This is a genomic window from Nonomuraea candida (assembly GCF_000725485.1).
GTDB lineage: Bacteria > Actinomycetota > Actinomycetes > Streptosporangiales > Streptosporangiaceae > Nonomuraea > Nonomuraea candida.
The window spans coordinates 1-25,860 of record NZ_JOAG01000057.1; the positions used below are offsets into that span (position 1 = coordinate 1).

The window sequence follows — 25,860 nt, forward strand, 5'->3', positions numbered from 1 at the left end:
AACCGCGCTGCGAGCTGACCGCGGACTTCGCCAGGGATGGGCATACCACGTCATCGAACCGAAAACCGAGAAGCACCGTGTTGTTTCCTTACAACCACGGTGAACGACGCAGGTCTGCACGACGGCCTGGGGCCAGACGGTCTCGATGGCCTGCGGCAGGCCCTTGAGGCCGTCGCAGACCACCATCAGCGCATCACCGACGCCGCGGTTCTTGATCTCGGTCAGCACGTGCAGCCAGAATTTGGCGCCCTCACCACCATCGCCGGCCCACAGACCAAGGATGTCGCGCTCGCCATCGACGGTGACGGCCAGCGCGACGTAGATGGGCCGGTTGGCGACCTGGCCGTCGCGCAGCTTGACGTGGATGGCGTCGATGAAGACCACCGGGTAGACCGGGTCGAGCGGCCGGTTCTGCCACTCGGCCATGCCCTCCAGCACCTTGTCGGTGATGGTGGAGATGGTCTGCTTCGACACCTCAGCGCCGTACACCTCGGCCAGATGGGCGGAGATCTCGCCGGTGGTCAAGCCCTTGGCCGCCAGCGAGATGACCATCTCATCGACGCCGGACAGGCGTCGCTGCCGCTTGCGCACGATCTTCGGTTCAAAACTGCCGTCCCGATCGCGCGGGACGGTGATCTCGACAGGCCCGACGTCGGTGATGACCGTTTTGGAGCGGGCGCCGTTGCGGCTGTTGGCCGTCTCGCCGGAGCGCTGGTGCTTGTCGTAGCCGAGGTGGTCGATGATCTCACCTTCAAGCGCGGACTCCAGCACCAGCTTGGTCAGCCGGCCCAGCAGCCCGTTCTCACCGACCAGTTCCACCCCCTCGGTGCGGGCCTGATCGACCAGCCGAGCCACCAGCTCCCGGTCCGACTCCTTGGCAGTGCTGTTCTTCGGCTCACGCGCCACGCCGGCGTCCTCCAGGTCCATCTCCGTCGATGCCTGGATCACAGTACTCATCAGGTGTGTTCTCCTTGATCAGGAGTTACACCACTGACCGTACAGACCCGCCGTTACTGACCCGCGATCATGTTGTGACCAGCAAACTGGGGTTTCGGCGACGAAAGTCGCCCAGCACTACGCCAGGCTGCGGGACATGACCGCCCACAAGGTTCTGGATAACGCGGTGCTCGCCGTTCAGCACGACATGGACGCGACCGGTGTCGCAGGACGACTCGGCTTCGACACCCCGGAGTGGAACGACCTCGGCTACCTGCGCGTCGAGTACAAGGGTCAATATTCCAGCCTCGGGCTGCGTGATGACGAAGATCATGAGCCGGTTGTCACCCTCGTTCTGATCGCGGATCTGGCCCAGGAAGTGATCGCCGAGCAGGACGGGAAGATCTGGCCGACCTGTCCAGCACACTCTCTCGGGTTGCATCCGAAGCACACGCGCGGGGCGGCGCTTTGGACATGCAAGGGCGGAGGCGGTCACGCGGTGGCTGCGATCGGAGAACTGGAGTGACGGGGCCTGGCACCGGGACCAGCGACGTTCACTGAGCCACTTCGTCCCGCGTGCCGGGCGTCCCGAGCACAGTCACATGGGGACAGCTCAGACTGAGCGGGTCGGCGGTGGCCTGCCTAGCTGCTCCTCGCCAGGCCCACGATGAGCTGCGGCGTCAGGATGGAAAGGCTCATTGAGTATATGGAATGCGCCCTGGAGGAGGCTTCAGGTGCCGCCGCTTCGGAGGACTGGCCACAGGTGCGGCATCCTGGTCCACGCCGAGATGCGGGCAGACATCCCCCACAGGAGTATTCCCAACGCTCGCGAAAAGTTCAGGGTCTTCTGTGTGTCCCCCCAGGGAGTCGAACCCTGAACCTCCGCCTCCTGAAGGCGGCGCCTCTGCCAGTTGGGCCAGAGCGGCTGGGCCCCGGGCCTGGCCGGCGTGAGCCGGCCCGGGGCGGGGGCGTGGTCCGGCCGGGGGGCGCCATTCCCGTCGGCCAGGCCGTGCCCGCGGCCCTATTCCTTCAGGGCCGTCGTCCGAGCGGCAGGATTCGAACCTGCGGTGCTCCTGCTCCCAAGGCAGGCGGGCTGACCAAACTGCCCCACGCTCGGTTGCGCGCATAAAAGAAGCCGCTCCGGATTTCGTCCGCAGCGGCTTTCCGGTGATCCCGGGAAAGGATTATCCGGAAAGCCTCCGCCGCAGCTCGGGCAGGGCGGCGAACGGTCGTGGGATGCTCAGGCAGGTCACCTGCGGGCCGCCTTTCTGATGCTGGTGGATTCGGTGTACCGGACGATGTCCACGGTAATCCGGTGATCGCGGCGGGCGCCACTCATTTATGTCCGAACAGGCGTGGCGCCGCCTTTATGGGCGGGCCCGGGCGGCGCGTTCATGCGCGCGCACGGGTGAATTCAGGCGCGGGGTCAAGCGCGCGAGCGCCTCCGTGCGCGTGGGCACGGAGGCGCTGCGGTCAGGCGCCGCGGTCAGGCGCCGCGGTCAGGCGTTGCAGCCGCAGCTGCACGTGCTGGCGCAGGAGCAGGAGGAGCCGTGTCCGCATGAGCAGGATTTCGTGGTGTTGGCCATAGTGCATACATTGCGCGGCGCGATGGGCTTCGAACTCTCCGCGAGGCGACAAAAGCACTCCCCGCAGGGCAGCGTCGGCTCACACCCGGCGGTGGGGGTCGGCGTCGTCGCGGTCGTTCGTCCAGGTGACGCCGCCGGACGTGGCCGACGGCGGGGCCTCGACGCGGAAGCGGGGCAGGGAGTCGGGGTGGTTGTCCCTGATGTAGTTGACCAGGAACTCGCGCACGTCGCACTTGAGGTCCCAGGAGGAGGGCGAGTCGGCGGCGCTCATCAGGGCCCGCAGCTCCACCAGGCCGTTCGGCAGCACGTCGGTGACCTGCAGGGTCCAGTCCTTCTGGTCCCACAGCGGGTTGCTCTGCAGGAACTCGTAGAGCGCGTCCCGCAGTTTCGGGACCGGGACCGACCAGTCCACGCGCAGGAGGCAGACGGCGAGGACGCGGCTGCCGTGGCGGGTCCAGTTCTCGAACGGGTTCTGGGTGAAGTACGACACCGGCAGCACGAGCCGGCGCTCGTCCCACAACCGCAGCACGACATACGTGAGCGTGAGCTCCTCGATGCGCCCCCACTCCTTCTGCACGACGACCACGTCGTCGAGGCGCAGGGCGTCGCTGAAGGCGAGTTGCAGGCCGGCGAGCATGTTGCCGATCGTGGGCTGGGCGGCGATGCCGACGATGGCGCCGGCGATGCCGGCCGAGGCGAGCAGTCCGGCGCCGAGCGCGCGCACCTGCGGGAAGGAGAAGAGCATCGCGCCGACCGCGATGACGATGATGATCGCGGCGGCGACGCGGCGGACCAGCGCGATCTGCGTCATGATGCGCCGCGCCCGCCGGTTGCGCTCCCCCTCGACCAGCACGAGGCGGTCGAGGATGACGTCCGTCAGCGCGTACGTGGCCTGCACGATGAGCCAGGTCACCGCGCCGATCGTGGCCAGGCCGAGCACCCGTTCCACCGTGCCGGCGGTGGCCTTCTCGCCGGGCGACTCGCCGAACATGCCCGGCCCGAACACCACGTTGAAGGCCACCACGGCGGCCACCACGAAGGCGGGCCACGTGCAGTGCTCCACCAGGTGCCGGGCGAGCGCCCATTTGCGCCCCACCCTGTTCAGCACCCGCCGGGCCAGTTCCACCAGAAGGATCGATCCGACCACTGAGATAACAAGGATCGGCCAGTCCGCTGGAGACTGCACGCCCATGCCCCCTATGTTCTAGAACGTCTCGTCAAAGGTCACATTGCCCTCAACCGCCACTTGATAAGCGGAGACACGCCGTTCGAAGAAGTTGGCCAGCTCCTGCACGTCCTGCAGTTCCATGAACGCGAAGGGGTTGGCCGAGCCGTACCTCCCGGGCAGGCCCAGCCGGGCCAGGCGCTGGTCGGCGACGTACTCCAGGTACTGGCGCATCTGCGCCACGCCCATGCCGGGCATGCCCTCGCCGCACAGGTCCTCGGCGAAGGCCAGCTCGGCGGCCACCGCCTCCTCCAGCATCTGCGTGACCTGCTTGCCCAGCTCGTCGTCGAAGAGCGAGGGCTCCTCGGCCCTGACCGTGTCCACCACGCTGAACGCGAACTCCATGTGCATGGACTCGTCCCTGAACACCCAGTTCGTCCCCGTGGCCAGGCCACCGAGCAGGCCCCGGGAGCGGAACCAGTACACGTAGGCGAAGGCGCCGTAGAAGAACAGGCCCTCGATGCAGGCGGCGAAGCAGATGAGGTTGAGCAGGAACTGGCGGCGCTCACCGGCGGTCTCCAGCCGCCGCAGGCTCTCGATCGAGTCGATCCACTTGAAGCAGAACTCGGCCTTGTCGCGGATCGACGGGATGTGCTCGATCGCGGCGAACGCCTTGACCCGCTCGTCGGGGTCGGGCAGGTACGTGTCGAGCAGCGTCAGGTAGAACTGCACGTGCACGGCCTCCTCGAAGAGCTGCCTGCTCAGGTACAGGCGCGCCTCGGGGGCGTTGACGTGCTGGTAGAGGTTGAGCACCAGGTTGTTGGCGACGATGGAGTCGCCGGTGGCGAAGAAGGCGACCAGCCGGTTGATCAGGTGCCGCTCCTGCGGCGTCATCCTGGCCAGGTCGGCGAGGTCGGTGTGCAGGTCCACCTCCTCCACGGTCCACGTGTTGCGGATGGCGGCGCGGTAGCGCTCGTAGAAGTCCGGGTAGCGCATGGGCCGGAGGGTGAGGTCCATTCCGGGGTCGAGCAGCATGAAGGCAGGCTCCTAACGTGCTTGCTGGCAGGTTCGCGGGTTGTGGCCGGCGCGGGCGCGGCTGCTCACTGGCAGGCTTCGCAGCTCTCCGGGTTCTCCAGGGAGCAGGCCCGCGCCTCGGCTGCTGCGGCCTGCGCGGCGGCGGCGCCGGGCACGGCGGCGACGGTGGTCTGGGCGATGCGGGTGGCCGGGCGCGAGCGCAGGTAGTACGTGGTCTTCAGGCCCGCCTTCCAGGCGTAGGCGTACATCGAGGAGAGCTTGCCGATGGTGGGGCTGGCCATGAAGAGGTTGAGCGACTGCGACTGGTCGATGTACGGCTGGCGCGCGGCGGCCAGGTCGATCAGCGCCTTCTGCGGCAGCTCCCAGGCGGTGCGGTAGAGCAGTTTGAGGTCCTCGGGGATGCCGGGCACGCTCTGCACCGAGCCGTCGGCCCGCTTGAGGTCGTCGCGCACCTGCTGCGTCCACAGCCCGCGGGCTTGCAGGTCGGCCACCAGATACCGGTTGACCTGCAAGAACTCGCCCGACAGGGTCTCGCGCTTGAACACGTTGGACACCTGCGGCTCGATGCACTCGTAGCAGCCGGCGATGGAGGCGATGGTCGCGGTGGGGGCGATGGCGATCATCAGCGAGTTCCGCAGGCCGGTGACGGCGATCTTGTCGCGCAGCGCGGCCCAGGCCGGCGTGGCGCCCGCGCCGTAGTGGTCGGGATGCAGCACGCCCGCGGCCGCCCGGGTCTCCTCGTAGGAGGGGTGCCGCCCGCGCTCGGCCGCCAGGTCGGCCGAGGTGTCGTACGCGGCCAGCGCGATCTCCTCGGCGATCCGCGTGGACAGCGCCAGCGCCTGCGGCGAGTCGAACGGCAGCCGCAGCGTGAAGAACACGTCGGCCAGCCCCATCAGGCCCAGCCCGATCGGCCGCCAGCGCTTGTTGGCCGCCTCGGCCTCGGGGGTCGGGTAGAAGCCGAGGTCGATGGTGCGGTCGAGGAAGCGCACGGCCGTGCGCACGGTCCGGCGCAGCCGCTCCCAGTCCACCTCGCCCCCCGCCAGGTGGGCGGCCAGGTTGATCGAGCCGAGGTTGCAGACGGCCGTCTCGGCGTCGCTGGTGACCTCCAGGATCTCGGTGCACAGGTTCGACAGGTGGATGACGTTGCCGGGGCGGGCGGTCTGGTTGGAGGTGCGGTTGGCGGCGTCCTTGAACGTCATCCAGCCGTTGCCGGTCTGGGCGAGGGTGCGCATCATCCGGCCGTACAGGGTGCGGGCCGGGATCTGCCTGACATATCGCCCGGCGGCCTCGTAGGCGCGATATTTCGCGTCGAACTCCTCGCCGTACAGGTCCGTGAGGTCGGGCACCTCCTTCGGGTCGAACAGCGACCACATGCCGTCGGCCTCGACGCGGCGCATGAACTCGTCGGGCACCCAGTTGGCCAGGTTCAGGTTGTGGGTGCGGCGGGCGTCCTCGCCGGTGTTGTCGCGCAACTCCAGGAACTCCTCGATGTCGGCGTGCCAGGTCTCCAGGTAGACGCAGGCCGCGCCCTTGCGCCGGCCGCCCTGGTTGACCGCGGCCACCGAGGCGTCCAGCGTGCGCAGCCAGGGCACGATGCCGTTGGAGTGGCCGTTGGTGCCCCTGATCAGGGAGCCGCGCGAGCGCACCCGGGTCCAGGAGATGCCGATGCCGCCGGCGTACTTGGACAGCCGGGCCACCTGGCCGTACCTGTCGTAGATGCCCTCCAGCTCGTCGCGCGGCGAGTCGAGCAGGAAGCAGGACGACAGCTGCGGGCGGCGCGCGCCGGAGTTGAACAGCGTGGGCGAGCTGGGCAGGTACGACAGCGTGGACATGAGGGCGTAGAGCTCGGCCGCCTCGGCGACGGTCTCCGACAGCCCGCAGGCCACGCGGAGGAAGAAGTGCTGCGGCCGTTCCAGCACCGCCCGCGTCTCGGGGTGGCGCAGCAGGTAGCGGTCGTAGACCGTGCGCAGCCCGAAATACTCGAACCGGTCGTCCGCCTCCGCCGAGACCAAGGCGTCCAGCTCGGCCGCGTGCGCGGCGACGAACCGCGCCAGCCCGTCCTGGACGAGCCCGGCGGCGTGGGTGGCGGCGACGGACTCGGAGAACGTCCGCACGCCGTGCCCGGCCGCCTCGTCGGCGATCTCCTCGGCCAGCAGCCGGGCGGCGACCCGGGAGTTGGCCGGATCAGCGATCACCCGCGCGGCGGCCTCTTCGATGGCCAGGCGGCGGTCACCCTCGACGATCTGCGTCACGTTCGCTCTCCTCATCCCCATGAGGGCGTGCGAGAGCACGGCGGCGCGTATCACCGCGCCGCGTCGCGCTCCGGCCCGCCCTCGAGACCCTGAACACCTCATGCCGGGCGCGGCAGCACAGCCCGGCATGCCGCTGGCAGGTCTTCGGGCTCGCGGGCGTGCTCCATGGCGCCTACTGGCCGTCGCTTCCCGGATCTCTCCAGTGCGTATGACGGCGGTCGTTCCCGCTCACCGCTGCGGGGCAGCCCCGGAATCTCACCGGGTTCCCTTTTGCTCCGCCTCCGCAGAGGCGAACCAGCGACGAGCAGGATCCTACATCTAGTGGCCGTTCCCGCAACTACCCCAGCATGTTGTGGCTTTGGTGCTGTCGAGCAGGCCGAGGTCCCGCAGCACGGCCTGGGTCCTGGCGATCTCGGTGCTCAGCCAGTTCGCGAAGTCGTCGCCGGCCAGCGGAAGCGGCAGCCAGCCCGCGACCCGGCAGGCCGCCTCCCAGGCGCCGGAGCCGATCACCTCGTCGCACATGCGCACGGCCGCCTCGCGGCTCTCGGCGGACATCCGCTCGGGGCCGAACGCCGCCGCCCAGTCGGCGAAGTCCACCCGCACCCCGCACTCCAGCAGCGTCGGCACGTCGAGGCCGGGCACGCGCCGCGCGGAGGAGACCGCCAGGGCCCTGATGCGGCCGCGGCCGAGGCCGGCGCGCCACTGCGACAGCGGGCCCGCGGCGGCGACGGCCTTGCCGGCCATGAGCGCGGCGACGGCCTCGCCGCTGCCCCGGTAGCCGGTGTAGTCGACCTGCCTGCCGTCCGCGCCGAGCGCCCTGGCGATCAGGCCGAACAGCAGGTGGCCCGGCTCGCCCTGCGGCCCGCCCGCCAGCAGCGTCTGGCCGGGGCTGGCGAGCAGCCGGTCGCCGAAGTCGTCGAAGTCGCGCAGGGGCGAGCGCTCGGGCACGACCACGACCTCGACCTCGCCGCTGAGCCTGGCCAGCGGGGTGCCGGTGTCGAGCAGGCTCTGGCCGTTGTTCAGCTCGGCGGCGGCGAGCGCGGCCAGGCCGGTCACGGTGATCACGGAGCCGCCCGGGGGGAACCCGGCCGCGCGGGCCGCGCTCGCGAAGGCCCGCCCGGTCCTGGCCCAGCGGGGCCCGCCCGCGACGATCGAGAACCGGGCGCGCGCTCCGCCGCCCTGCCCGCCGGCGCCCCGGCCCGCGCCGTCGCCGCCCGCGTGCCCCGCGTCCGGGTGTCCCGGGCCCGCGTGATCAGTTCCCGTACGCTCGGCGCCGCATCCGGCCGCGCAGGCGGCGACGCCCAGCCCCCAGGCGAAGAAGCGCCGCCGGCGCATGCCCCGTTCCCCGAAATCCGCCATTACTCTAGGTTATTAACCCATTACGAGCGGCTATACACCGGGGTCCCCGGTCGCACGCATTATCGCGATTTTTAGCGCTTTTGCGTAATTTTCGACTTATCAGACTTTCTTTGCCACCCCGGCCATGAGCGACGACGGCAGCGACCAGTCCCCCACCAGCTTGGGCCGGTCCGGACGCCAGTCGGTGGCCTGCACGAGCCCCGGCGGCTCCAACGGCCAGCCGCCGAAGAAGGCCCGGATCTGGCCGGGGGTCCGGTCGGTCCCGCCCCCGGCCGACGGGCCCGCGTACCCGCCCGTGGGCCGCTCCTCGTCCTCCAGGTGGCCCAGGGTCGTGGCGTGCGAGATCACCAGGTAGCCGCCGGGCGCCATCCGCTCGCGCAGCACCGCCACCGCCCGCTGCGGCCCCGCCGCGTCGGGCAGGAAGTGCAGGATCGACACCAGCAGCACCCCGATCGGCCGGTCGAGGTCGAGGAAGTCGCCGGCCCTGGCCAGCACGTCCACGGGGTCGAGCAGGTCGGCCTGGATGCAGCGGGCCCTGTCCGGGAAGCTCCGGAGCAGGGCCGTGGCGTGCGCGGCGACGACGGGGTCGTGGTCGACGTAGACGACCCTGGCCTCGGGGGCCACCTCGTGCGCGCTGCCCTGGGTGGGCAGGCCGCTGCCGAGGTCGAGGAACTGGTCGACCCCGGCGCGGGCGACGTAGCGTACGGCACGCTGGAGGAAGGCCCGGTTCGCGCGGGCCAGCGGGACCGCCTCCGGGATCAGCTCGGCGAGCTGGTCGATGGCCTGGCGATCGACCGCGAAGTTGTCCTTCCCACCGAGCATGTAGTCGTACATGCGTGCGGGATGGGGCCTCTGATGGTCGAACTGCCGCACACTATCGAATTTATGTGGTTCGCGGCCAGATAACACTACCCCGGGGCGATTATGGGTGAATTAACTCCCTTACTCCACCGTGACGCTCTTGGCGAGATTACGCGGCTTGTCCACGTCGCGACCGAGCGCGACCGCCGCGTGGTAGGCCAGCAGCTGCAGCGGGATCGTCAGCAGGATCGGGTCGAGCTCGATCTCGTTCTTCGGGATCACGATCACGTCGTCGGCCAGCTTGGCGTCGGGCTCGCGGTGGCCCACCATGAGCACCTGGCCGCCGCGCGCGCGGATCTCGCCGAGCGTCGTCAGGTTCTTGTCGAGCAGCTCGTCGTCGGGCACGATCGCGACCGTCGGCATGTCGGGGCCGATCAGCGCGAGCGGGCCGTGCTTGAGCTCGCTGGCGGGGTAGGCCTCGGCGTGGACGTAGGAGATCTCCTTGAGCTTCTGCGCGCCCTCGCGGGCGACCGGGTAGCCGCGCACCCGGCCGACGAACATCATGCTCGGGTGGGGGGCGTACTTCTTGGCCAGCTCGGCGATCTTGTCGCCCTGCTGGAGGATCTGCTCGATCTGCCCCGGCAGCCGGCGCAGGCCCTCCACGATGCGCCGGCCGTCGGCGGGCGACAGGTCGCGCACCCGGCCCAGGTGCAGCGCCAGCAGCGCGAACGCCACCGAGGTCGAGGTGAACGCCTTGGTCGAGGCGACCGAGACCTCGGGGCCTGCGTGCAGGTAGATGCCGCCGTCGACCTCGCGGGCGATGGCGCTGCCCACGGCGTTGACGATGCCGATGACCCGGCCGCCCTTGCGCTTGAGCTCCTGCACGGCCGCCAGGGTGTCGTAGGTCTCGCCGGACTGGCTGATCGCGACGTAGAGGGTGTCGGGGTCGACGACGGGGTTACGGTAGCGGAACTCGCTGGCCGGCTCGGCGTCGGACGGGATGCGCGCCAGCTCCTCGATGAGCTGCGCGCCGATCTGGCCCGAGTAGTACGCCGACCCGCAGCCGATGATCTTCACCCGGCGGAAGCTCCGCGTCTCGCGCGCGTCCATGTTGAGCCCGCCCAGGTGGGCGACGTGGAAGCGCTCGTCGAGGCGGCCGCTCATGGTGCGGGTGATCGTCTCGGGCTGCTCGGAGATCTCCTTGAGCAGGTAGTGCTCGTAGCCGCCGGTGTCGTAGTGGCCGGCGTCCCAGTCGACGGTGAGCGGCTCCTTGGCCGTCTCGCGGGCGTCGCTGGCGAAGGTGTGGAAGCCGTCGGCCTTGATGACGGCCAGCTCGCCGTCCTCCAGGTGCACGACCTGGCGCGTGTAGCGGACCAGCGCCGAGACGTCGGAGGCGGCGAACATCTCCTTCTCGCCGATGCCCAGCACGATCGGGCTGCCGTTGCGCGCCACGACCACCTCGCCGGGGCGCTGGGCGTCGATGACCGCGATGCCGTACGTGCCCACGACGCTCTTGAGCGTCTTCCTGACGGCCTCCTCCAGCGACTCGTTCTCGTCGGCGGCGTGGGCGATCAGGTGGGCCAGCACCTCGGTGTCGGTCTCGGAGGCGAACACCACGCCGTCGGCCTCCAGCTTGGCGCGCAGCTCGGCGGCGTTCTCGATGATGCCGTTGTGCACGACCGCGATGCGCTCGTCGGCGGACAGGTGCGGATGGGCGTTGACGTCACTCGGCACGCCGTGCGTGGCCCAGCGGGTGTGCCCGATGCCGAGGTTGCCCCTGAACCTGGCCGGCACCACCTTGGCCAGGTCGGCGACCCGGCCCTTGACCTTGCGCACCTTCAGGCCCTTGTTGGACACCACGACCCCGGCCGAGTCATAGCCCCGGTATTCCAGCCGCTGCAGGCCCTCCAACAGGATGGGCGCGGCGTCCTTGGGGCCGACATACGCCACGATTCCGCACATAGAGGTCTCCTCTTATCCGTAGACAATCCTGCGTAGCTGCCTCAGCGACAGCTCGGGAGCCGCCACCCGGCGACTCCGTAACTCGCCGGCGATCCGGGGGAAGATCTCGTCGTTCGTGAAGCCCTTGGTCTTCAACTCCCCGTGACGGCGGCGGACGAACTCCTCGGTGGACTCCGAGAAGTAGGCCAGCACGTCGGCGACCACACGGGCGGCCTCTCCCGGGCCCAGCGGGCTCGTCCGGGTGAGGTGCGCGATGAGATCTTCGTACGGATGCCTCGGCGTGGACACAGACGAGGACATTACGACTCCGGAACGAGACACGCCAACATCCTGCCCGATATCGGGCAGGAAATGCTCCTAGAGGGTCTCGGAACGGCTCCAGCCCCGGCTGAAGCGCCGGAAGGCGACCACCCCGCCGCCCAGCCCGAGCCCCACGAGCACCGCCGCCGGACCCGCCGTGACCGTGGGCACCTCGCGGTCGATGACCGGGACGCCGAATTCGCCGCCGATCTGGCGGATCTCATGCGTATCATCCGACCCGTCTGACACATCCCTTTCTGGGAACAGTTACGGTGAGTAGTCGTATCGTGACGTTCTGGGGGAGATGGTCATGCAGATCTGGCTCGCCACCGTACTGGCCGCCGGTGTCCTCACCGCGTCCGCGCCCGTGCCCGCCGCAGGGGCCGAGGAGGTCCGGGGGCGGCAGGCCGACTTCGCGGCGGCGGCGCGGGAGTACGGGGTGCCGGTGAGCGTGCTGCTCGGGGTGGCGTACCTGGAGTCCCGGTGGGACGCGAACGGCGGGCGGCCCAGCACGGCCGGCGGGTACGGGCCGATGCACCTGGTGGACTCCTTCCCGGCCGGCGCGACAGGGGACGGAGTGACGGGGGGCGGGGTGACGGGGGACGGGGTGACGGGGGACGGGGTGACGGGGGGCGGGGCCACGGTGGCGAAGGCCTCGGTGTACGGCGACGCGGTGGCCGATCCGCGCGGGGACGACGCCCGCCCGATGGCCCGCGCCGTCGTCGAGAACCTCTCCCGCACGGCCCTGAGCGCGGCGCCGGCGCCGCCCCGGGCCACGCTGCCGGAGGCGGGGCGGCTGACCGGCCTGGCCTCCGCCCGGCTGCGGGAGGACCCGGCCGCCAACATCCGCGCCGGCGCCGCCCTGCTCGCCTCCTACCAGGAACGCCCCAGCTCCGACCCCGCCGACTGGCACGGGGCCGTGGCGCGGTACGCGGGGACGGACGACCCGGCGGCGTCACGGGCGTTCGCGGACGAGGTGTTCTCGGTGATGCGGGAGGGGGCGCAGCGGCGTACCGACGACGGGCACGAGGTGCGGCTCGACCCGATGCCGGGACTCTCCGTGCCGGGGGCCGCCGAGGACGGGACCATCGGGGAGATCTGGCCGGGCGAGGAGGCCGGGCCGGGCGAGCCGATCTGGGACTCCTGGAGCGCCGAGGAGACCGGGAGCGCTGACGAGACCGGGAGCACCGAGGAGACCGGGAGTGCCGGGCCGGCCTCGCGGGTGGGGCCGAAGGGGCAGGCGGGGACGGGGAAGGCGGAGTGCCCGGCCTCCCTGGCCTGCGAGTGGATGCCGGCCGCGTACAAGCGCTTCGGCAAGAAGAAGAACCGCGACTACGGCAACCACGACCGCCTGGCGCGCAAGCGCACCGTCGACTACATCGTGATCCACGACACCGAGGGCACCTACCAGGGCATCCCCTCCCTCATCCGGAACCCGAGGTACGTGAGCTGGCACTACACGATCCGCTCCCGTGACGGACATGTCGCCCAGCACGTGGCGACGAACGACATCGCCTGGCACGCGGGCAACTGGGACGTCAACACCCGCTCCATCGGCATCGAGCACGAGGGCTACCTGGCCAAGGGCGGCACCTGGTACACCGAGGCGATGTACCGGTCGTCGGCGAAGCTGGTGAAGTACCTGGCCGGGAAGTACGGCATCCCGCTGACCCGGGCGCGCATCCTCGGCCACGACAACGTCCCCGGCACCACCCCGCAGACGGTCGCCGGCATGCACGAGGACCCCGGGCCGTACTGGGACTGGGCGCACTACTTCGAGCTCATGGGCAAGCCCTTCAAGGCGGCCAAGGACGGCGACTCCGTCATCATCCGCCCGTCGTACGCCACCCACCGCCCGCGCTTCACCGGCTGCGTGACCACCAAGCCCGCCCAGGCCTGCCCTCCGCACGGGGCCTCCACGGTGTGGCTGCACAAGTCGCCCAGCCACACCGCGCCCCTGGTCGACGACGTGGGCAAGCATCCGGGCAAGCCGAGCACGTACAGCGTGTACGACCACAGCGCCCGCGCCTCGACCGGGCAGCGCTACGCGGTCGCGGCCAGGCAGGGGGACTGGACGGCCATCTGGTACCTGGGGCAGAAGGCCTGGTTCCACAACCCGGCCGGGAAACCGACCGCCATCCCGGCCAAGGGACCCATGGTGACGCCGCTGTCGGACGACGTGAAGGTGTACGGGCGGGCGTATCCGGAGAAGTCCGCCTACAAGAGCGCGGCCCGGCAGGCGCTGGTCCCGCTCAAGTACAAGATCGCGCCCGGCCAGACGTACACCGTGGGCGGCACGGTCAACGGCTCCTACTACGCCGCCAACGCATACTCCCCCTCCAAGCACGTCACCACCACGGGCAAGACGCGTTACCACCAGATCCAGCTCGGCCACCGGGTGATGTTCGTGAAGGCAGAGGACGTGCGCTTGATCGACTGAATTTCGGCGCACCGGCCGCACAGTGCGCACGGGCACTCTCCAGAGACGATATGGTTTTCCCGTGGCCCGGCGCAGCGCCGCCGGAGACGCACGCGGAAGTGGCTCAGTGGTAGAGCATCACCTTGCCAAGGTGAGGGTCGCGGGTTCGAATCCCGTCTTCCGCTCGGAGTGAAACTCCTGGTGGAGTGGCCGAGAGGCGAGGCAGCGGCCTGCAAAGCCGTCTACACGGGTTCAAATCCCGTCTCCACCTCGGCGTCCGGCGGACCCTCCGGGATCCGCTAAAGTAAGTGCAACGCCATGCGGAAGTGGCTCAGTGGTAGAGCATCACCTTGCCAAGGTGAGGGTCGCGGGTTCGAATCCCGTCTTCCGCTCTGAGTCATAACTCAACAAGGACGATTAGCTCAGCGGGAGAGCGCTTCCCTGACACGGAAGAGGTCACTGGTTCAATCCCAGTATCGTCCACCCACGCCATTCCGACTCAGGAATGGCATCAGCCCCAGCTCCCGGCAGCGTCCGAGGGTCTGGGGCTTCCTGTCGTTCCGGGTTGATCATGATTGTTGTCTCCACCGGCGCTGACGTTGTGCTGCCCCCATGACAGACACTTCTCCGGGCGAGGGGTTGACGTAGCTGCGACCTGGGCTGACGATCGCGGAGTCGAGCAAAGTGCGGCAAAGCTCCAGCGGAGGTAGCGATCATGAAGTTGACGTTCCTGGGCAAGGAGACGACCGGGGATCAGTCCCCCACCCTGTACGCCACCGACCGGGGCACCATCGTGGTGCAAGGATGGAAGATCACAGACCCCGAAGCCCTCGAAACCCTCAAGGACGTACCGGACCACGAGACGTTCCTGGAGGTTCCCAGGGAACTGATGCGGCACCTGCCCGAGGAGTGGTTCGACCATGGAGACGCAGCGCCTAACCCGTGACGACTTCCGGGCGCTGTGGCTCAGGCGTCGGCGGGCCTTCCATCTGGAGATGAGGGACTCCTACGGCGTCGAGGATGAAGAGGGACCGTTCCGCAGGTGGCTCCTGGGCGAAACGGACGACTACCAGTGGCACCAGTCCTGGTTGTCCTTCGCCCGGAGGTCCACCCGCCGGGGCACGGTCATCCAGCGGGCCCGGATCGTGACCGAGCCCTTGAGCGACTACATCAGATGGGCCATGACCATCGACCCTCAGAACATCGAGGCAGGCGAGGACATCCGCTATCTGCCCCGGCACCAGGCCGCCGACATCCACCTGCCCGAAGAGGACTACTGGCTGCTCGACGACGACGCCTTGGTCCTCAGCCTGTTCATGCCGGACGGCTCCTCAGGAGGCTTCGGCCTGGTCTCTGATCCCGGCCTGCTGCAGCAATGCCGCACCGTGCGAGACCAGGTGTGGGCGAGGGCCATCCCCTACGCTCAGTACGTCGCGTAGCCGCTCCAGTGTCCACGCCAGCACAGAAGGCACGCGAGGCACTCGGCGTGCGGCTGAGGGACATCCGCAGGGACGCCGGGCTGTCAGGCATCGAGTTGGCGACCTTGGCCGGTTGGCACTCATCCAAGGTCTCTCGCATCGAGTACGGCCGGCGCAACGCCTCCGAGGATGACCTACGGGTGTGGTGCCGGCACTGCCACGCCGCCGATCAGCTTGCCGATTTGGTGGCCACCCTCCGCTCCATCGAGACCATGTACGTGGAATGGCGCAGGCAACTCGGCGTCGGAACACGCAAGCGTCAGCGTGACCGGCTCACGATGGAAGCCGAGACCAGTTTGTTTCGTATGTTCGAGACGTTCTACATCCCCGGCCTCTTTCAGACTCCCGACTACGCCGCCTCCGTGATGACCAGCGTCGTGGAGCTGCTGCGCGTGCCCAACGACGTGGCACAAGGGGTCCAAGCTCGCATGGAGCGACGACACATCCTCTTTCGCAGGAAACACCGCTTTCACGCGGTGATCTGTGAGGTAGCGCTGAGTGCCGGCGTGGTCCCCCGCGAGGTGATGCCCGCCCAGCTTGACCAGCTTCTCCAGGACATGGATCTGCCCTCGGTCAGGCTGGGGATCATCCCCACCACAGCACCGCACAAGGCGCTGCCTCTGACGGGCTTCTGGATCTTGGACCGTCGAGTGGTTCAGATCGAGACTCTCGCGGCGAGCCTCTCTCTGAACCAATCCCATGAAGTGACTGTGTATGAGCGGGCCTTTGATCAGCTCGCAGCATCGGCGGTATATGGGGCCAAGGCCAAGGCCCTGATCGACAAGGCGCGGACGCTGATTGGCTAGTGCGGCAAAGAGCGGCAAACTCCTTGGAGGATTGATCGTTGACTTCTACCGTCGAGACATGGCGATCACACAACCGACACGATCAAGCGGCGTTCTGCTCTGCCGGCCCGTCATCGAGCTGAAGGCGACAGAGCAGAACGAGGCCCTTGATCGCGTGCTGGCGCATCTGACGGCCAGGGGCGTTCACGCGCAACTGATCAAGCAGCAGGTTCCCACCCGATGCGCGGTCCTGCTCCACGCCGGCGGTGAGCGTCTGTGGCATCCCCCGGAACTGACGGTCTACGCGGACGGCGGCTGGACGGTCGCCGTCGTGACCATCGGGGAGCGCTCCGGCAGTTACCTGGTCGAGCTGCCTCGTGTCGGCCCCGGCAACGAGCCGTGCGGCAAGCGGCTCGAGGTCGTGCCCGCGGACCGGCCCGGCAGGGTCGCCGTCCTGGTCGCGGACAACGCGGGGGTGGCCGCGTGAGCGCCCGGAAGGCGGTTGTGGCGCTTCCCCCGATCGTGTGGGTGGTCCGGTCCGCCGGCAAAACCGAGTACGGGATGCTGGGCAGCATCAAGGCATTCTCGATGCACAACCAGGGCGCTCGCTGGCGTCTCGACCCCCGCCTGCCCGACCACAAGGGCCTGCCCTGTCCATCCCGGGAGTTCCGGGAGGTAGCGGATGCGAAGGCGTGGGCGGAAGTGCTGCGCGAGGAATGGATGGACGCGCTGCGAACGGCCTACACAGGGCAGTTGCGCCGGGCGTCATAGACGCCCCGGCTGTGGAGACGGTCTGATCGCCACCCCCGCGGCCGGGTGCCGGAGAACTCGATCAGAACGGGCGGACGAGCGCCCGCGCATGGACTCCCGCCTGAGGATCGCGCATCCCGCGAATGTGATCCGGCCGCCCGCGGCCGTCGGGTCCGGCCCGCCCGGGCGTAGCGTTCAGGCCGTGGCCCCTCCGGGTGCCCGGTCGCCGGACGGCGGCACCGGCCGGGCGTAGCGTTCAGGCCGTGCCCCCTCCGGGCGCCCGGTCGCCGGACGCGGCCCGGGCGGGCGTGCGTAGCAGGGCCTTCAGGTGGGTGCGGCACTCGGGCCACTCCTCGGCGATGACCGAGAACATCGCCGAGTCGCGCAGGCGGCCGGACTCCCCCGGGGCCCAGGACTGCGACCAGTTGCGCAGCACGCCCTCGAAGCGCGCGCCCACCTTCTCCAGCGCGGCGCGCGAGCGGCGGTTGCGGGCGTCGGTCTTCAGGTCGACCCTGGCCACCTCCCAGGTCTCGAAGGCGTGGCGGAAGAGGAGATATTTCGCCTCGGTGTTCAGGCCGGTGCCCAGCGCCGAGCGGCCCAGCCAGGTGAAGCCGATCTCGACCGCGCACAGCCGGTCTCCCCCGGGCCACAGGCGCGGCTCCCAGTAGGCGGTGGCTCCGACCGCGCGGCCGGACGCCACGGACACCTGCGCGTACGGGGCCAACCTGCCGGCCGCCGCCCTGGCGAGCTGCGCGTCGATGTAGCCGCCGACCTCGGCGGCCGTCGGCACCCAGGTGAACGTGTACGCCTCCCGGCTCTCCTCGGCGGCCTCGGCCAGGTCGCGGGCGTGATGGTGGCCCAGAGGTTCGAGGCGCACGCGAGCGCCTTCGAGTACGGGGCCTTCGAGCCGGAAATCCATCGTCTCTCCAAGCGGCGCGGTCGGGCGGCGATCATCCTGGCCCAGGCCGGGGCGGAACGTCAACGAGTTTCGGGACGGGGAGGGTTTGCCGCGGCCAGGTCCGGAGCGACGGGAGGTTTGTGGGCTTGTGCGAAGTTTTGGAAACGATGTGTGCATGGACGGTTTCGCTCCGGGTAGCGCCGAGGCATTGACTCCTCGGAGGGGGAAACCGTGGACATCAACATCGGCCAGGGCATTGCCGATGCCTGGCGGATCATTGCGACATTCGTCCCGAGGCTGATCGGGTTCCTGGTGATCCTGGTCATCGGGTGGCTCGTGGCCAAGGCACTGGAGAAGATCGTCGACAAGGTGCTCGAACGGGTCGGCTTCGACCGCGCGGTCGAGCGCAGTGGCGTGCGGCGCTGGCTGGAACGGAGCAAGTACGACGCCAGCAGCCTGATCGCCAAGATCGTCTTCTATGCGATCCTGCTGATCACGCTGCAGATCGCCTTCAACGTCTTCGGCCCCAACCCGGTCTCTTCGCTGCTGGCCGGAGTGGTGAGCTGGCTGCCCAGGGCCCTGGTCGCCATCGTCATCATCGTGGTGGCCGGCGCGGTGGCCAAGGCCGTCAGGGACATCGTGGAAGGAGCGCTCGGCGGGCTGTCGTACGGGCGCTGGCTGGCGACCGCGGCGGCGGTGTTCATCTGGGCGCTGGGCATCATCGCCGCGCTGAACCAGATCGGCGTCGCCACGACCGTCACCACGCCGGTGCTGGTCACGGTGCTCGCCACCATCGGGGCGATCGCGGCCATCGGCTTCGGTGGCGGGCTCGTCCGGCCCATGCAGCAGCGCTGGGAGCGGTGGCTGAGCCGGATCGAGCACGACGCCCCGCAGGCCAGGGCGCACGCGGAGGCGTACCAGAGGGGGCGTGAGGACGCCCGGTCGATGACGGAGGAGACGGCGCCGATCAGGACCACGCCCGGCGGGTCGCACCGCTCGGACCTCCCTCCGGGCTGACCCGCCGCACGCCGGCCGCCCGGCACGGGACCCGCTCCCGCCCCGGGCGGCTCGCCGCGGGGTGAGGCCGCCAGCCGGGGACCCTCAGACGGGGACCGCCAGGCGGGGACCGCCAGGCAAGGACCGCCAGGCAAGGACCGTCAGGCTGGGACCGTCAAGCGGGGGTGCCGTCTTCCAGGAGGCCCAGCTCGCGCGTCAGCCAGCACACCGCCGTCAGCCGCAGCGACGGCGCGTCCGGCTCGCCGCTGAAGGACCAGCCGCGGTGCCGCAGCTCGTCGAGGAAGCCCAGCAGGTAGTCGCCCAGCGTCTCGCGGTCCAGCGGGATGGCGTCGCGCAGCACCGCCGCGTGCTGGTCGACCGCGGCCACCAGCCCGGGGTCGCCGTCCATCCGGGCGAGCTGGGCGTCGCCCAGTGCGTTCATCAGCCAGCGCAGGGGCGAAGCCGCCCATCCCTCCTCGAAGACCACCCCGCAACCTTAAGGCATCCTCCGAGGTCGGACGGCCCGCCAAGGTTCCGCCGGATGCGGGTCTGGCGGGCGCCCACGTCCCGCCCGATGCCGACTGCCGGGTCCCGACTGCCGGGTCCGACTGCCGAGTCCGACTGCCGGGTCCCGGCTGCCGGGTCAGTCGTCGTGGAAGGGCAGCCCGACGTAGTTCTCCGCCAGGGTCGTGGCCGCCGCCTCCGAGGAGGTCACGTAGTCGAGGTGCGACAGTTGCAGCCGCCGCGCGTACGCGTCGTCCTCGTCGAACGTGTGCAGCAGCGTCGTCATCCAGTACGAGAAGTGCTGCGCCCGCCACACCCGCTTCAGGCACGCCCGCGAGTACCCGTCGAGCAGCGCGGTCGAGCCGTCGGCGAAGTACGCCGCCAGCGCCTGGGTCAGCACGCGCACGTCGGCCACGGCCAGGTTGAGGCCCTTGGCGCCGGTGGGCGGCACGATGTGGGCGGCGTCGCCCGCCAGGTAGAGCCGGCCGTACTGCATCGGCTCGGCCACGAACGAGCGCATCGGCGTGACGCCCCGCTCCATGATCTCGCCGGTGGCCAGCCGGAAGCCGGGCACGGTCTCCAGCCGCCGCTTCAGCTCCGCCCAGACGCGCTCGTCCGGCCAGTCCTCCAGCCGGGCGTCGGCGGGAACTTGCAGGTAGAAGCGGCTGACCGTGGGCGAGCGCATGCTGTGCAGGGCGAAGCCGCGCTCGGTCCTGGCGTAGATCAGCTCCTCCGACGACGGGGCCACCCGGGCCAGGATGCCGAGCCAGGCGAAGGGATAGTCGCGCTCGAACACGCGCAGGACGCCCTCGGGCACCGCCGGCCGGGACACGCCGTGGAAGCCGTCGCAGCCGGCGATCACGTCGCAGTCGAGCCGCTCGCCGCCGAACGTCAGGTACGGCCGCCCGGAGTCCAGCGCGTGCAAGGCCACGTCCTCGACCTCGAACCGCAGGTCGCCGCCCGCCGCCAGCCTGGCCGCGATCAGGTCCTTGACCACCTCCTGCTGGCCGTAGACGGTGATGGAGCGGCCCGGCACGAGCTTGTCGAAGGCGATGCGGTGCCCCTCCCCGCCGTACCGCAGCTCGATGCCGTGGTGCGGCAGGCCCTCGCGCAGCAGGCGGTCGCCGACGCCCGCCGCCACGAGCGTGTCCACGGTGCCCTGCTCCAGCACCCCGGCCCGCACCCGGCGCTCGACGTAGTCGCGGCTGCGCCTCTCCAGCACCACCGAGGAGATGCCGCGCAGGTGCAGCAAGTGTGAAAGGAGCAGGCCGGCGGGCCCGGCTCCGATGATCCCGACCTGAGTTCGCATGGGGGAAGCATCCAGCCTGCGGCGGCTCCCGGCCGAGAGAACACTTCCACTCAGTGGAATATTGCTGCAGGATTGACGCATGTCAGGCGGAGCTCGCGAGCCGGGGCGCTCGGTGACGTCCAAGGTGCTGGCCGTCCTGGGCGCGTTCGACGCCGCGCATCCGCAGCTCACGCTGACCGAGCTGGCCGCGCGCAGCGGGCTGCCGCTGAGCACGACGCACCGGCTGGTCCGCGAGCTGGAGGAGTGGCAGGCGCTCGGCCGCGCGCCCGACGGGCGGCTGCGGGTGGGGCCGCGGCTGTGGGAGCTGGGCCACCTCGCGCCCAACCGGCTGCAGGAGCTGGCGCACCCGTGGCTGCAGGACCTCTTCGGCTCCACGGGCGAGAACGTGCACCTGGCGGTCAGGGACGGCCTGGAGGTGCTGTACGTGGACAAGGTCTACGGCAGGCGGGCCGTGCCCATCGTCTCCCGGATCGGCGGCCGGCTGCCGATGCACCCGACCGGGGTGGGCAAGGCGCTGCTGGCGTACGAGCCGGACTGGTTCGTCACGTCCTACCTGGCGCGCAAGCTCGAACGCCCCACCTCCCACACCATCACCGAGCCCGGCCGGCTGGCCAGGGAGCTGGCGGCGGTGCGGGCACAGGGATACGCGCTGACCTATGAGGAGATGACGCCCGGCTCCTGCTCGGCGGCGGCGCCGGTCCTGGTGGCCGGCCGGCCGGTGGCGGCGCTGGGGATCGTGCTCTCCTCGCGGCGCGCCCGCGAGCTGCCCCGCCTGGTGGAGCCGCTGCGCGCGGCCGCCGCCGGCATCGCCGGGGCGTACGGAAGCTGACCCCCGGCGCGGTCAGTCGCCCAGTTTCTGGATGCGGTCCTTGAACAGGGTCGTGGCGATGGCGGCCTTGTGCGGCTGGCCCTTGAGGAACGCCTGGGCGAAGCTCTTGGCCTGGTCGTAGGAGACCTTGCCGGGCATGGGCGGCTCGTTCGGGTTGACGTCCACGTCCACCAGCGCCGGGCCGTCGTGGGCCAGCGCCTGCCCGATCGCCGGGGCCACGTCGCCCGACTTGGTGACCTTGGCCCCGAAGCCGCCGCACGACCTGGCCCAGGCGGAGAAGTCGGCCTCGGGGGCGGCGTAGCGCACGCCGTGCTCGGGGTAGCCGAGCACCATCTGCTCCCACAGGATCTGGCCGAGCGAGTTGTTGTTGTTGATGACCACCTTGATCGGCAGCCGGTGCTGCACGGCGGTGAGGAACTCGGCCATCAGCATGGAGAAGCCGCCGTCGCCGACGTAGGCGATGACCTGGCGGCCGGGGAAGGCGTGCTGCATGGCGATCGCGTACGGCAGGCCCGGCGCCATCGTGGCCAGCGTGCCCGACAGGTAGAACTCGCGCCCGCCCCGGATCGTCCAGTGCCGCGCGGCCCAGGTGGCGATGGTGCCGCTGTCGCAGGTCAGGATGGCGTCGTCGGAGGCCAGGTCGTCGAGCACGGCCATGGCGTACTGCGGGGCGATGGGGTCGCGGCCCGGGTTCTCCAGCGCCTCCATGTCGGAGCGCCACTTCGCCATCATCTTCTGGTACTTCGCCAGGTGGGCGTTGCCGTCCCGGCGGCCGAGCAGCGGCAGCAGCGCCTGCAGCCCCTCCTTCGCGTCGCACACGACCGGCACGTCGGTCGCGATGCGCGCCCCCGCCCTGATCGGCTCCGCCTCGAACTGCACCACCCGCGTGTCGCGCACCTCGGGCAGGAACTTGGAGTAGGGGAAGTTCGTGCCGATCATGAACAGCACGTCCGCCTCCTCCATCAGCTCCTCGCTCGGGCGGGTGCCGAGCAGGCCGAGCCCGCCCGTCGTGTACGGCGAGTCGTCGGGGATGACCGCCTTGCCCGGCAGCGTCTTGACCACGGGCGCCCCGAGCGCCTCCGCCACCGCCAGCACCTCCTGCCCGGCGTGCAGCGCGCCCTGCCCGACCAGGATGGCGGGCCGCTCGGACCGGTTGAGCACCTCGGCCGCCCACTCGACGTCCTCCTGGCGCGGGAGGCCGGAGGGCCGCAGGTAGACGGGCGCGGTCTCGGGCGCGCGCACCGGGGCCACGCTCTTGTACGGGTCCGCCCCCGCCTCGGCCACCTGGATGTCGTTGGGCAGCGTGAGGTGGGAGACGCCGCGGCGGGCGTACGCGGTCCTGATCGCCAGGTCCACCAGCGAGGGCAGCTGCACCGGGTTGGTGATCATCATGTTGTACTCGGCCACGTCGGCGAAGAGCTTGTCCAGGTGCACCTCCTGCTGGTATCCGGTGCCCAGCACGGACGTCTCCTGCATGCCCGTGATGGCCAGCACGGGCACGTGGTCGAGCTTGGCGTCGTACAGGCCGTTGAGCAGGTGGATGCCGCCGGGGCCCGAGGTGGCCAGGCACACGCCGATGCGGCCGGTGGCCTTGGCGTAGCCGGTGGCCATGAAGGCCGCCGCCTCCTCGTGGTGGACGAGGACGAAGCGCACCCGGTCGCGGTGGCGCCGCAGGCCCTCCATGATGCCGTTGATGCCGTCGCCCGGCAGGCCGAAGACGGTGTCCACGCCCCATGCCGCGAGCCGTTCGATCAGGGATTCGGATGCGATTCGAGCCATGTGAGCCGCCCTACCCCGCACCGCCGCCCACAGACGCCGGGGCGAGATTCATTGACATTTCTCGAAATTGACGGGTAGGGGACCCGGCATGCGCATTCTGGTCACGGGAGCCACCGGCACGCTCGGCGGGGCGGTGATTCCCGCCCTGCTGAAGGCGGGGCACGAGGTGCGGGCGGTGAGCCGTACCAAGCGGGACGACCGCGGCAACGTCGAGTGGATGTGGGGCGACCTCATCTCCGGCAACGGCCTCAAGGAGGCCCTGTACGGCGTGGACGCCGTCGCGCACCTGGCCACCAGCGGCCGCAAGGGGCGCGGCGCGGTGGACGTGCCCGGCACCAGGACGCTGCTGATCCTCGCCCGCGCGGCCGGCGTGCCGCACGTGCTGTTCACCTCCATGGTGGGCGCCGACCGGGCCGCCCACGGCTACCTGCGCTACAAGCTGGAGGCCGAGCGGCTGGTCGCGGAGAGCGGCCTGGGCTGGACGATCCTGCGCTGCACCCCGTTCCACCAGTGGCTGCACCACAGGCTGGGCGACTTCTCCGCGCTGCCCGCGCTGCCCGTGGACCGCTCGGTGCCCTGGCAGCCGGTGCACACGGGCGAGGTCGCCACGCGCATCGCCGCGCTGCTGAGCGCCGGCCCCGCCGGCCGGGAGATCGAGTACGGCGGCCCCCAGGTCCTGAACACCGAGGAGCTGGTCAGGACCTGGCTGCGCGCCTCCGGCCTGCACCGCCCCTGCGTGCCCGTGCGCTATCCGGGCCGCCTGTACGCGGCCCAGCGCGCCGGCGACCTCACCACGGACGCCGCGCCCAAGGGCGAGATCACCTGGCACGACTATCTGCTGCCGCCGCCCACCCTGTCGGACGACTCCGACGACTTCGCCTCCGAGCACACCGCCTCGCCCACCAGCCCGGCCACGCAGCCGGAGCAGGACCCTGACCTGCGCGTATACGGGGGCGACGAAGGGTACGAACGCCCGACACGAAGCTAGCCGGACACCCCGTTCCATTACACGTTGCCGACTTGTTGGTCCCAGCCCGTTACTAGACAATGTGTTCGGTGACAAGAGGCATCCCGCTGACCAAGGACTTCGCCAACGGCGGGGTCTCCTTCTGGTACCGGCAGATCGGCCTGCCCGCCCGGCGGCCGGCCCTGCCCGGGCCGCGTGACTACGACGTCGCCATCGTGGGCGGCGGCTACACCGGCCTGTGGACCGCGTACTACCTGAAGCAGGCCGACCCGGGCCTGCGGATCGCGATCCTGGAGAAGGAGTTCGCCGGGTTCGGCGCGTCCGGGCGCAACGGCGGGTGGTTGTCGGCCGAGTTCGCCGGCTCGCGCAAGCGGCACGCGAAGGCGCGCGGGCGCCAGGCCATGATCGACCTGCAGCACGCCATGTTCCGCTCCGTGGACGAGGTCATCTCCGTCGCCGAGGCCGAGGGCATCGACGCCGACGTGCGCAAGAGCGGGCTGATCCACGTCGCCACCAACCCGGCCCAGCGCCGCCGCCTGCGCGCCCAGGTCGCCGGCCTGCGCGCGTGGGGCTACGGCGAGGACGACATGCGGCTTTTGGAACGTGACGAGCAGCACGAACGCGTCCGGGTGGCCGGCGCCCTGGAGGCGTCCTACTCCCCCCACTGCGCCCGCATCCAGCCCGCCAAGCTGGCCGTCGGCCTGGCCGGCGCCGTGGCCCGCCTGGGCGTGGACATCTTCGAGGACACCACGGTCACCGAGATCCTGCCCCGCCGCGGCGACGTGCGGGCGGCGGCGATCACCACGCGGGGGCTGGTCACGGCCGACTACGTCATCCGCGCCACCGAGGGCTTCACCGCCTCCCTGGCCGGCCAGCACCGGCAGTGGCTGCCGATGAACAGCTCGATGATCGTCACCGAGCCGCTGCCCGGCGACGTGTGGCGGCACATCGGCTGGCAGGGCGGCGAGCTGCTGGAGGACGAGGCACACGCCTACGTCTACGCCCAGCGCACCGCCGACGGCCGGATCGCGATCGGCGGGCGGGGCGTGCCGTACCGGTACGGGTCGCGCATCGACCGGCACGGCGCCACCCAGCGGCAGACGGTCGCGCTGCTGTGGCGGATGCTGGTCAAGCTGTTCCCGGCCGCCGCCGACGTGCGGGTGGCGCACGCCTGGTCCGGGGTGCTCGGCGTGCCCCGCGACTGGTGCTCGACGGTGCACCTCGACCACGCCAGCGGCCTCGGCTGGGCGGGCGGCTATGTCGGCAGCGGCGTCACCACGACCAACCTGGCCGGCCGCACCCTGCGCGACCTCGTGCTGCGCCGCGACACCCCGCTGACCCGGCTGCCGTGGGTGGGGCGGCAGGTGCGGCAGTGGGAGCCGGAGCCGTTGCGGTGGGTCGGGGTGCAGCTCATCTACGCCCTGTTCAGGGCCGCCGACCGGCACGAGAACGAACGCGGCACCACGACCTCCCCCTACGCCCACCTCGCCAACCTGATCTCCGGCCGCTGACCCGCCAGAGCCCGCCGCCCGCGCACAGGCTCGACCCCCGCACAGGCCCGACCCCCGAACACGGGCCCGACCCCCGCACACGGGCCCGACCCCCGCACACGGGACCCGCCGCCCGCGCACAGGCCCGACGCCCGCCACCGCCCGGGCCGCCCGGGCGGTGGCCCGGCCGCGGGACGCGGTGGCCCGGCCGCGGGACGCGGTGGCCCGGCAGCGGGACGCGGTGGCCCGATCCTGGCCGG

Annotated in this window: 24 protein-coding genes, 5 tRNA genes and 1 riboswitch; of the genes, 15 read left to right on the plus strand and 14 right to left on the minus strand. The window is 70.5% G+C overall.

The features are described from left to right. Positions 1-927: IS256 family transposase (locus IO39_RS38465; RefSeq protein WP_369332901.1), on the minus strand; the 927-nt coding region annotated here is incomplete at its 3' end. 166 nt (positions 928-1,093) lie between these two features. Between IO39_RS38465 and IO39_RS38470 the strand changes: the two genes are divergently transcribed. Beyond that, on the plus strand, positions 1,094-1,462 hold the full coding sequence (locus tag IO39_RS38470) for a hypothetical protein (protein ID WP_043634671.1): 369 nt from the start codon (positions 1,094-1,096) through the stop codon (positions 1,460-1,462). A 515-nt stretch (positions 1,463-1,977) separates the two neighbouring features. On the opposite strand, the gene IO39_RS38480 is transcribed toward IO39_RS38470, so the two are convergent. From IO39_RS38480 to IO39_RS38520, 9 genes are all read right to left on the minus strand, one after another. Further along, positions 1,978-2,053, minus strand: a tRNA-Pro gene (locus tag IO39_RS38480). A gap of 548 nt (positions 2,054-2,601) precedes the next feature. Continuing rightward, on the minus strand, positions 2,602-3,648 hold the full coding sequence (locus IO39_RS38485) for a mechanosensitive ion channel family protein (protein ID WP_052423916.1): 1,047 nt from the start codon (positions 3,646-3,648) through the stop codon (positions 2,602-2,604). A gap of 78 nt (positions 3,649-3,726) precedes the next feature. After that, positions 3,727-4,722, minus strand: coding sequence for a ribonucleotide-diphosphate reductase subunit beta (locus tag IO39_RS38490; RefSeq protein WP_043634673.1), 996 nt, complete (start codon positions 4,720-4,722; stop codon positions 3,727-3,729). 65 nt (positions 4,723-4,787) lie between these two features. Then, positions 4,788-6,974: a ribonucleoside-diphosphate reductase subunit alpha gene (locus IO39_RS38495; protein ID WP_043634676.1), complete on the minus strand. Its 2,187-nt coding sequence runs from the start codon at positions 6,972-6,974 to the stop codon at positions 4,788-4,790. A 118-nt stretch (positions 6,975-7,092) separates the two neighbouring features. Continuing rightward, a riboswitch (cobalamin riboswitch) is annotated at positions 7,093-7,288 on the minus strand. A gap of 4 nt (positions 7,289-7,292) precedes the next feature. Beyond that, positions 7,293-8,333 (minus strand): Bug family tripartite tricarboxylate transporter substrate binding protein, encoded by a 1,041-nt coding sequence (locus tag IO39_RS51405; protein WP_157549538.1) that lies wholly within the window; start codon positions 8,331-8,333, stop codon positions 7,293-7,295. A gap of 99 nt (positions 8,334-8,432) precedes the next feature. After that, the gene (locus tag IO39_RS38505; RefSeq protein WP_342671469.1) at positions 8,433-9,242 is read right to left on the minus strand and encodes an SAM-dependent methyltransferase; all 810 of its coding nucleotides are present in this window, start codon (positions 9,240-9,242) and stop codon (positions 8,433-8,435) included. A 33-nt stretch (positions 9,243-9,275) separates the two neighbouring features. Then, on the minus strand, positions 9,276-11,096 hold the full coding sequence (gene glmS, locus IO39_RS38510) for a glutamine--fructose-6-phosphate transaminase (isomerizing) (RefSeq protein WP_043634684.1): 1,821 nt from the start codon (positions 11,094-11,096) through the stop codon (positions 9,276-9,278). 12 nt (positions 11,097-11,108) lie between these two features. After that, on the minus strand, positions 11,109-11,384 hold the full coding sequence (locus tag IO39_RS38515) for a hypothetical protein (protein WP_245642527.1): 276 nt from the start codon (positions 11,382-11,384) through the stop codon (positions 11,109-11,111). A 69-nt stretch (positions 11,385-11,453) separates the two neighbouring features. Then, complete coding sequence (locus tag IO39_RS38520; RefSeq protein ID WP_043634690.1) at positions 11,454-11,645, minus strand: hypothetical protein; 192 nt, start codon at positions 11,643-11,645, stop codon at positions 11,454-11,456. A gap of 61 nt (positions 11,646-11,706) precedes the next feature. On the opposite strand from IO39_RS38520, the gene IO39_RS38525 reads away from it, so the two are divergent. The 10 genes from IO39_RS38525 to IO39_RS38570 all read left to right on the plus strand — a co-directional run bounded on the left by IO39_RS38525 (position 11,707) and on the right by IO39_RS38570 (position 16,849). Continuing rightward, the gene (locus IO39_RS38525; RefSeq protein ID WP_043634775.1) at positions 11,707-13,836 is read left to right on the plus strand and encodes an N-acetylmuramoyl-L-alanine amidase; all 2,130 of its coding nucleotides are present in this window, start codon (positions 11,707-11,709) and stop codon (positions 13,834-13,836) included. Between the two features lie 92 nt (positions 13,837-13,928). Then, positions 13,929-14,000, plus strand: a tRNA-Gly gene (locus IO39_RS38530). Positions 14,001-14,015: 15 nt separating this feature from the next. Continuing rightward, positions 14,016-14,086, plus strand: a tRNA-Cys gene (locus tag IO39_RS38535). 49 nt (positions 14,087-14,135) lie between these two features. Next, a tRNA-Gly gene (locus IO39_RS38540) sits at positions 14,136-14,207 on the plus strand. A 19-nt stretch (positions 14,208-14,226) separates the two neighbouring features. Then, positions 14,227-14,298 (plus strand) — tRNA-Val (locus IO39_RS38545). A gap of 232 nt (positions 14,299-14,530) precedes the next feature. Further along, the gene (locus tag IO39_RS38550; RefSeq protein ID WP_052423918.1) at positions 14,531-14,761 is read left to right on the plus strand and encodes a hypothetical protein; all 231 of its coding nucleotides are present in this window, start codon (positions 14,531-14,533) and stop codon (positions 14,759-14,761) included. Next, complete coding sequence (locus tag IO39_RS38555; RefSeq protein ID WP_043634694.1) at positions 14,736-15,254, plus strand: DUF6879 family protein; 519 nt, start codon at positions 14,736-14,738, stop codon at positions 15,252-15,254. The genes IO39_RS38550 and IO39_RS38555 overlap by 26 nt, the downstream gene beginning before the upstream one ends. Positions 15,255-15,301: 47 nt before the next feature. After that, on the plus strand, positions 15,302-16,099 hold the full coding sequence (locus IO39_RS38560; protein WP_211267324.1) for a helix-turn-helix domain-containing protein: 798 nt from the start codon (positions 15,302-15,304) through the stop codon (positions 16,097-16,099). A 58-nt stretch (positions 16,100-16,157) separates the two neighbouring features. Then, the gene (locus IO39_RS38565) at positions 16,158-16,565 is read left to right on the plus strand and encodes a hypothetical protein (RefSeq protein ID WP_157549540.1); all 408 of its coding nucleotides are present in this window, start codon (positions 16,158-16,160) and stop codon (positions 16,563-16,565) included. Further along, positions 16,562-16,849: a hypothetical protein gene (locus IO39_RS38570; RefSeq protein WP_157549542.1), complete on the plus strand. Its 288-nt coding sequence runs from the start codon at positions 16,562-16,564 to the stop codon at positions 16,847-16,849. Before IO39_RS38565 ends, IO39_RS38570 begins: the two co-directional genes overlap by 4 nt. Positions 16,850-17,084: 235 nt before the next feature. On the opposite strand, the gene IO39_RS38575 is transcribed toward IO39_RS38570, so the two are convergent. Continuing rightward, positions 17,085-17,705 carry a GNAT family N-acetyltransferase gene (locus IO39_RS38575; protein WP_211267325.1) on the minus strand — a complete coding sequence of 207 codons (621 nt, stop codon included), beginning with the start codon at positions 17,703-17,705 and terminating at the stop codon, positions 17,085-17,087. Between the two features lie 258 nt (positions 17,706-17,963). Between IO39_RS38575 and IO39_RS38580 the strand changes: the two genes are divergently transcribed. Beyond that, positions 17,964-18,743 (plus strand): mechanosensitive ion channel family protein, encoded by a 780-nt coding sequence (locus tag IO39_RS38580; RefSeq protein ID WP_043634780.1) that lies wholly within the window; start codon positions 17,964-17,966, stop codon positions 18,741-18,743. 154 nt (positions 18,744-18,897) lie between these two features. On the opposite strand, the gene IO39_RS38585 is transcribed toward IO39_RS38580, so the two are convergent. Both IO39_RS38585 and pobA read right to left on the minus strand, forming a co-directional pair. Next, on the minus strand, positions 18,898-19,209 hold the full coding sequence (locus IO39_RS38585; RefSeq protein WP_043634709.1) for a DUF6401 family natural product biosynthesis protein: 312 nt from the start codon (positions 19,207-19,209) through the stop codon (positions 18,898-18,900). Positions 19,210-19,365: 156 nt separating this feature from the next. Further along, positions 19,366-20,535, minus strand: coding sequence for a 4-hydroxybenzoate 3-monooxygenase (gene pobA / locus IO39_RS38590; RefSeq protein ID WP_043634712.1), 1,170 nt, complete (start codon positions 20,533-20,535; stop codon positions 19,366-19,368). A 79-nt stretch (positions 20,536-20,614) separates the two neighbouring features. Here pobA and IO39_RS38595 point away from each other — a divergent pair, with 79 nt between their 5' ends. Next, positions 20,615-21,364 (plus strand): IclR family transcriptional regulator, encoded by a 750-nt coding sequence (locus IO39_RS38595; protein WP_043634714.1) that lies wholly within the window; start codon positions 20,615-20,617, stop codon positions 21,362-21,364. A gap of 12 nt (positions 21,365-21,376) precedes the next feature. On the opposite strand, the gene IO39_RS38600 is transcribed toward IO39_RS38595, so the two are convergent. After that, entirely contained in the window at positions 21,377-23,143 is a 1,767-nt protein-coding gene (locus IO39_RS38600) for a thiamine pyrophosphate-dependent enzyme (RefSeq protein WP_043634717.1), read from the minus strand. 88 nt (positions 23,144-23,231) lie between these two features. Between IO39_RS38600 and IO39_RS38605 the strand changes: the two genes are divergently transcribed. Next, positions 23,232-24,131, plus strand: a complete 900-nt coding sequence (locus tag IO39_RS38605; protein ID WP_063765426.1) for an SDR family oxidoreductase — start codon at positions 23,232-23,234, stop codon at positions 24,129-24,131. A 59-nt stretch (positions 24,132-24,190) separates the two neighbouring features. Then, the gene (locus IO39_RS38610; protein ID WP_043634720.1) at positions 24,191-25,621 is read left to right on the plus strand and encodes an NAD(P)/FAD-dependent oxidoreductase; all 1,431 of its coding nucleotides are present in this window, start codon (positions 24,191-24,193) and stop codon (positions 25,619-25,621) included. Positions 25,622-25,860: the final 239 nt, after the last annotated feature.

Coding starts and splice junctions, on each gene's coding strand:
- IO39_RS38470 (WP_043634671.1), top strand. CDS start 1,094: ATGACCGCCCACAAGGTTCTGGATAACGCGGTGCTCGCCGTTCAGCAC.
- IO39_RS38490 (WP_043634673.1), bottom strand. CDS start 4,722: ATGCTGCTCGACCCCGGAATGGACCTCACCCTCCGGCCCATGCGCTAC.
- IO39_RS51405 (WP_157549538.1), bottom strand. CDS start 8,333: ATGGCGGATTTCGGGGAACGGGGCATGCGCCGGCGGCGCTTCTTCGCC.
- glmS (WP_043634684.1), bottom strand. CDS start 11,096: ATGTGCGGAATCGTGGCGTATGTCGGCCCCAAGGACGCCGCGCCCATC.
- IO39_RS38525 (WP_043634775.1), top strand. CDS start 11,707: ATGCAGATCTGGCTCGCCACCGTACTGGCCGCCGGTGTCCTCACCGCG.
- IO39_RS38550 (WP_052423918.1), top strand. CDS start 14,531: ATGAAGTTGACGTTCCTGGGCAAGGAGACGACCGGGGATCAGTCCCCC.
- IO39_RS38555 (WP_043634694.1), top strand. CDS start 14,736: ATGGAGACGCAGCGCCTAACCCGTGACGACTTCCGGGCGCTGTGGCTC.
- IO39_RS38565 (WP_157549540.1), top strand. CDS start 16,158: ATGGCGATCACACAACCGACACGATCAAGCGGCGTTCTGCTCTGCCGG.
- pobA (WP_043634712.1), bottom strand. CDS start 20,535: ATGCGAACTCAGGTCGGGATCATCGGAGCCGGGCCCGCCGGCCTGCTC.
- IO39_RS38595 (WP_043634714.1), top strand. CDS start 20,615: ATGTCAGGCGGAGCTCGCGAGCCGGGGCGCTCGGTGACGTCCAAGGTG.
- IO39_RS38600 (WP_043634717.1), bottom strand. CDS start 23,143: ATGGCTCGAATCGCATCCGAATCCCTGATCGAACGGCTCGCGGCATGG.
- IO39_RS38605 (WP_063765426.1), top strand. CDS start 23,232: ATGCGCATTCTGGTCACGGGAGCCACCGGCACGCTCGGCGGGGCGGTG.
- IO39_RS38610 (WP_043634720.1), top strand. CDS start 24,191: ATGTGTTCGGTGACAAGAGGCATCCCGCTGACCAAGGACTTCGCCAAC.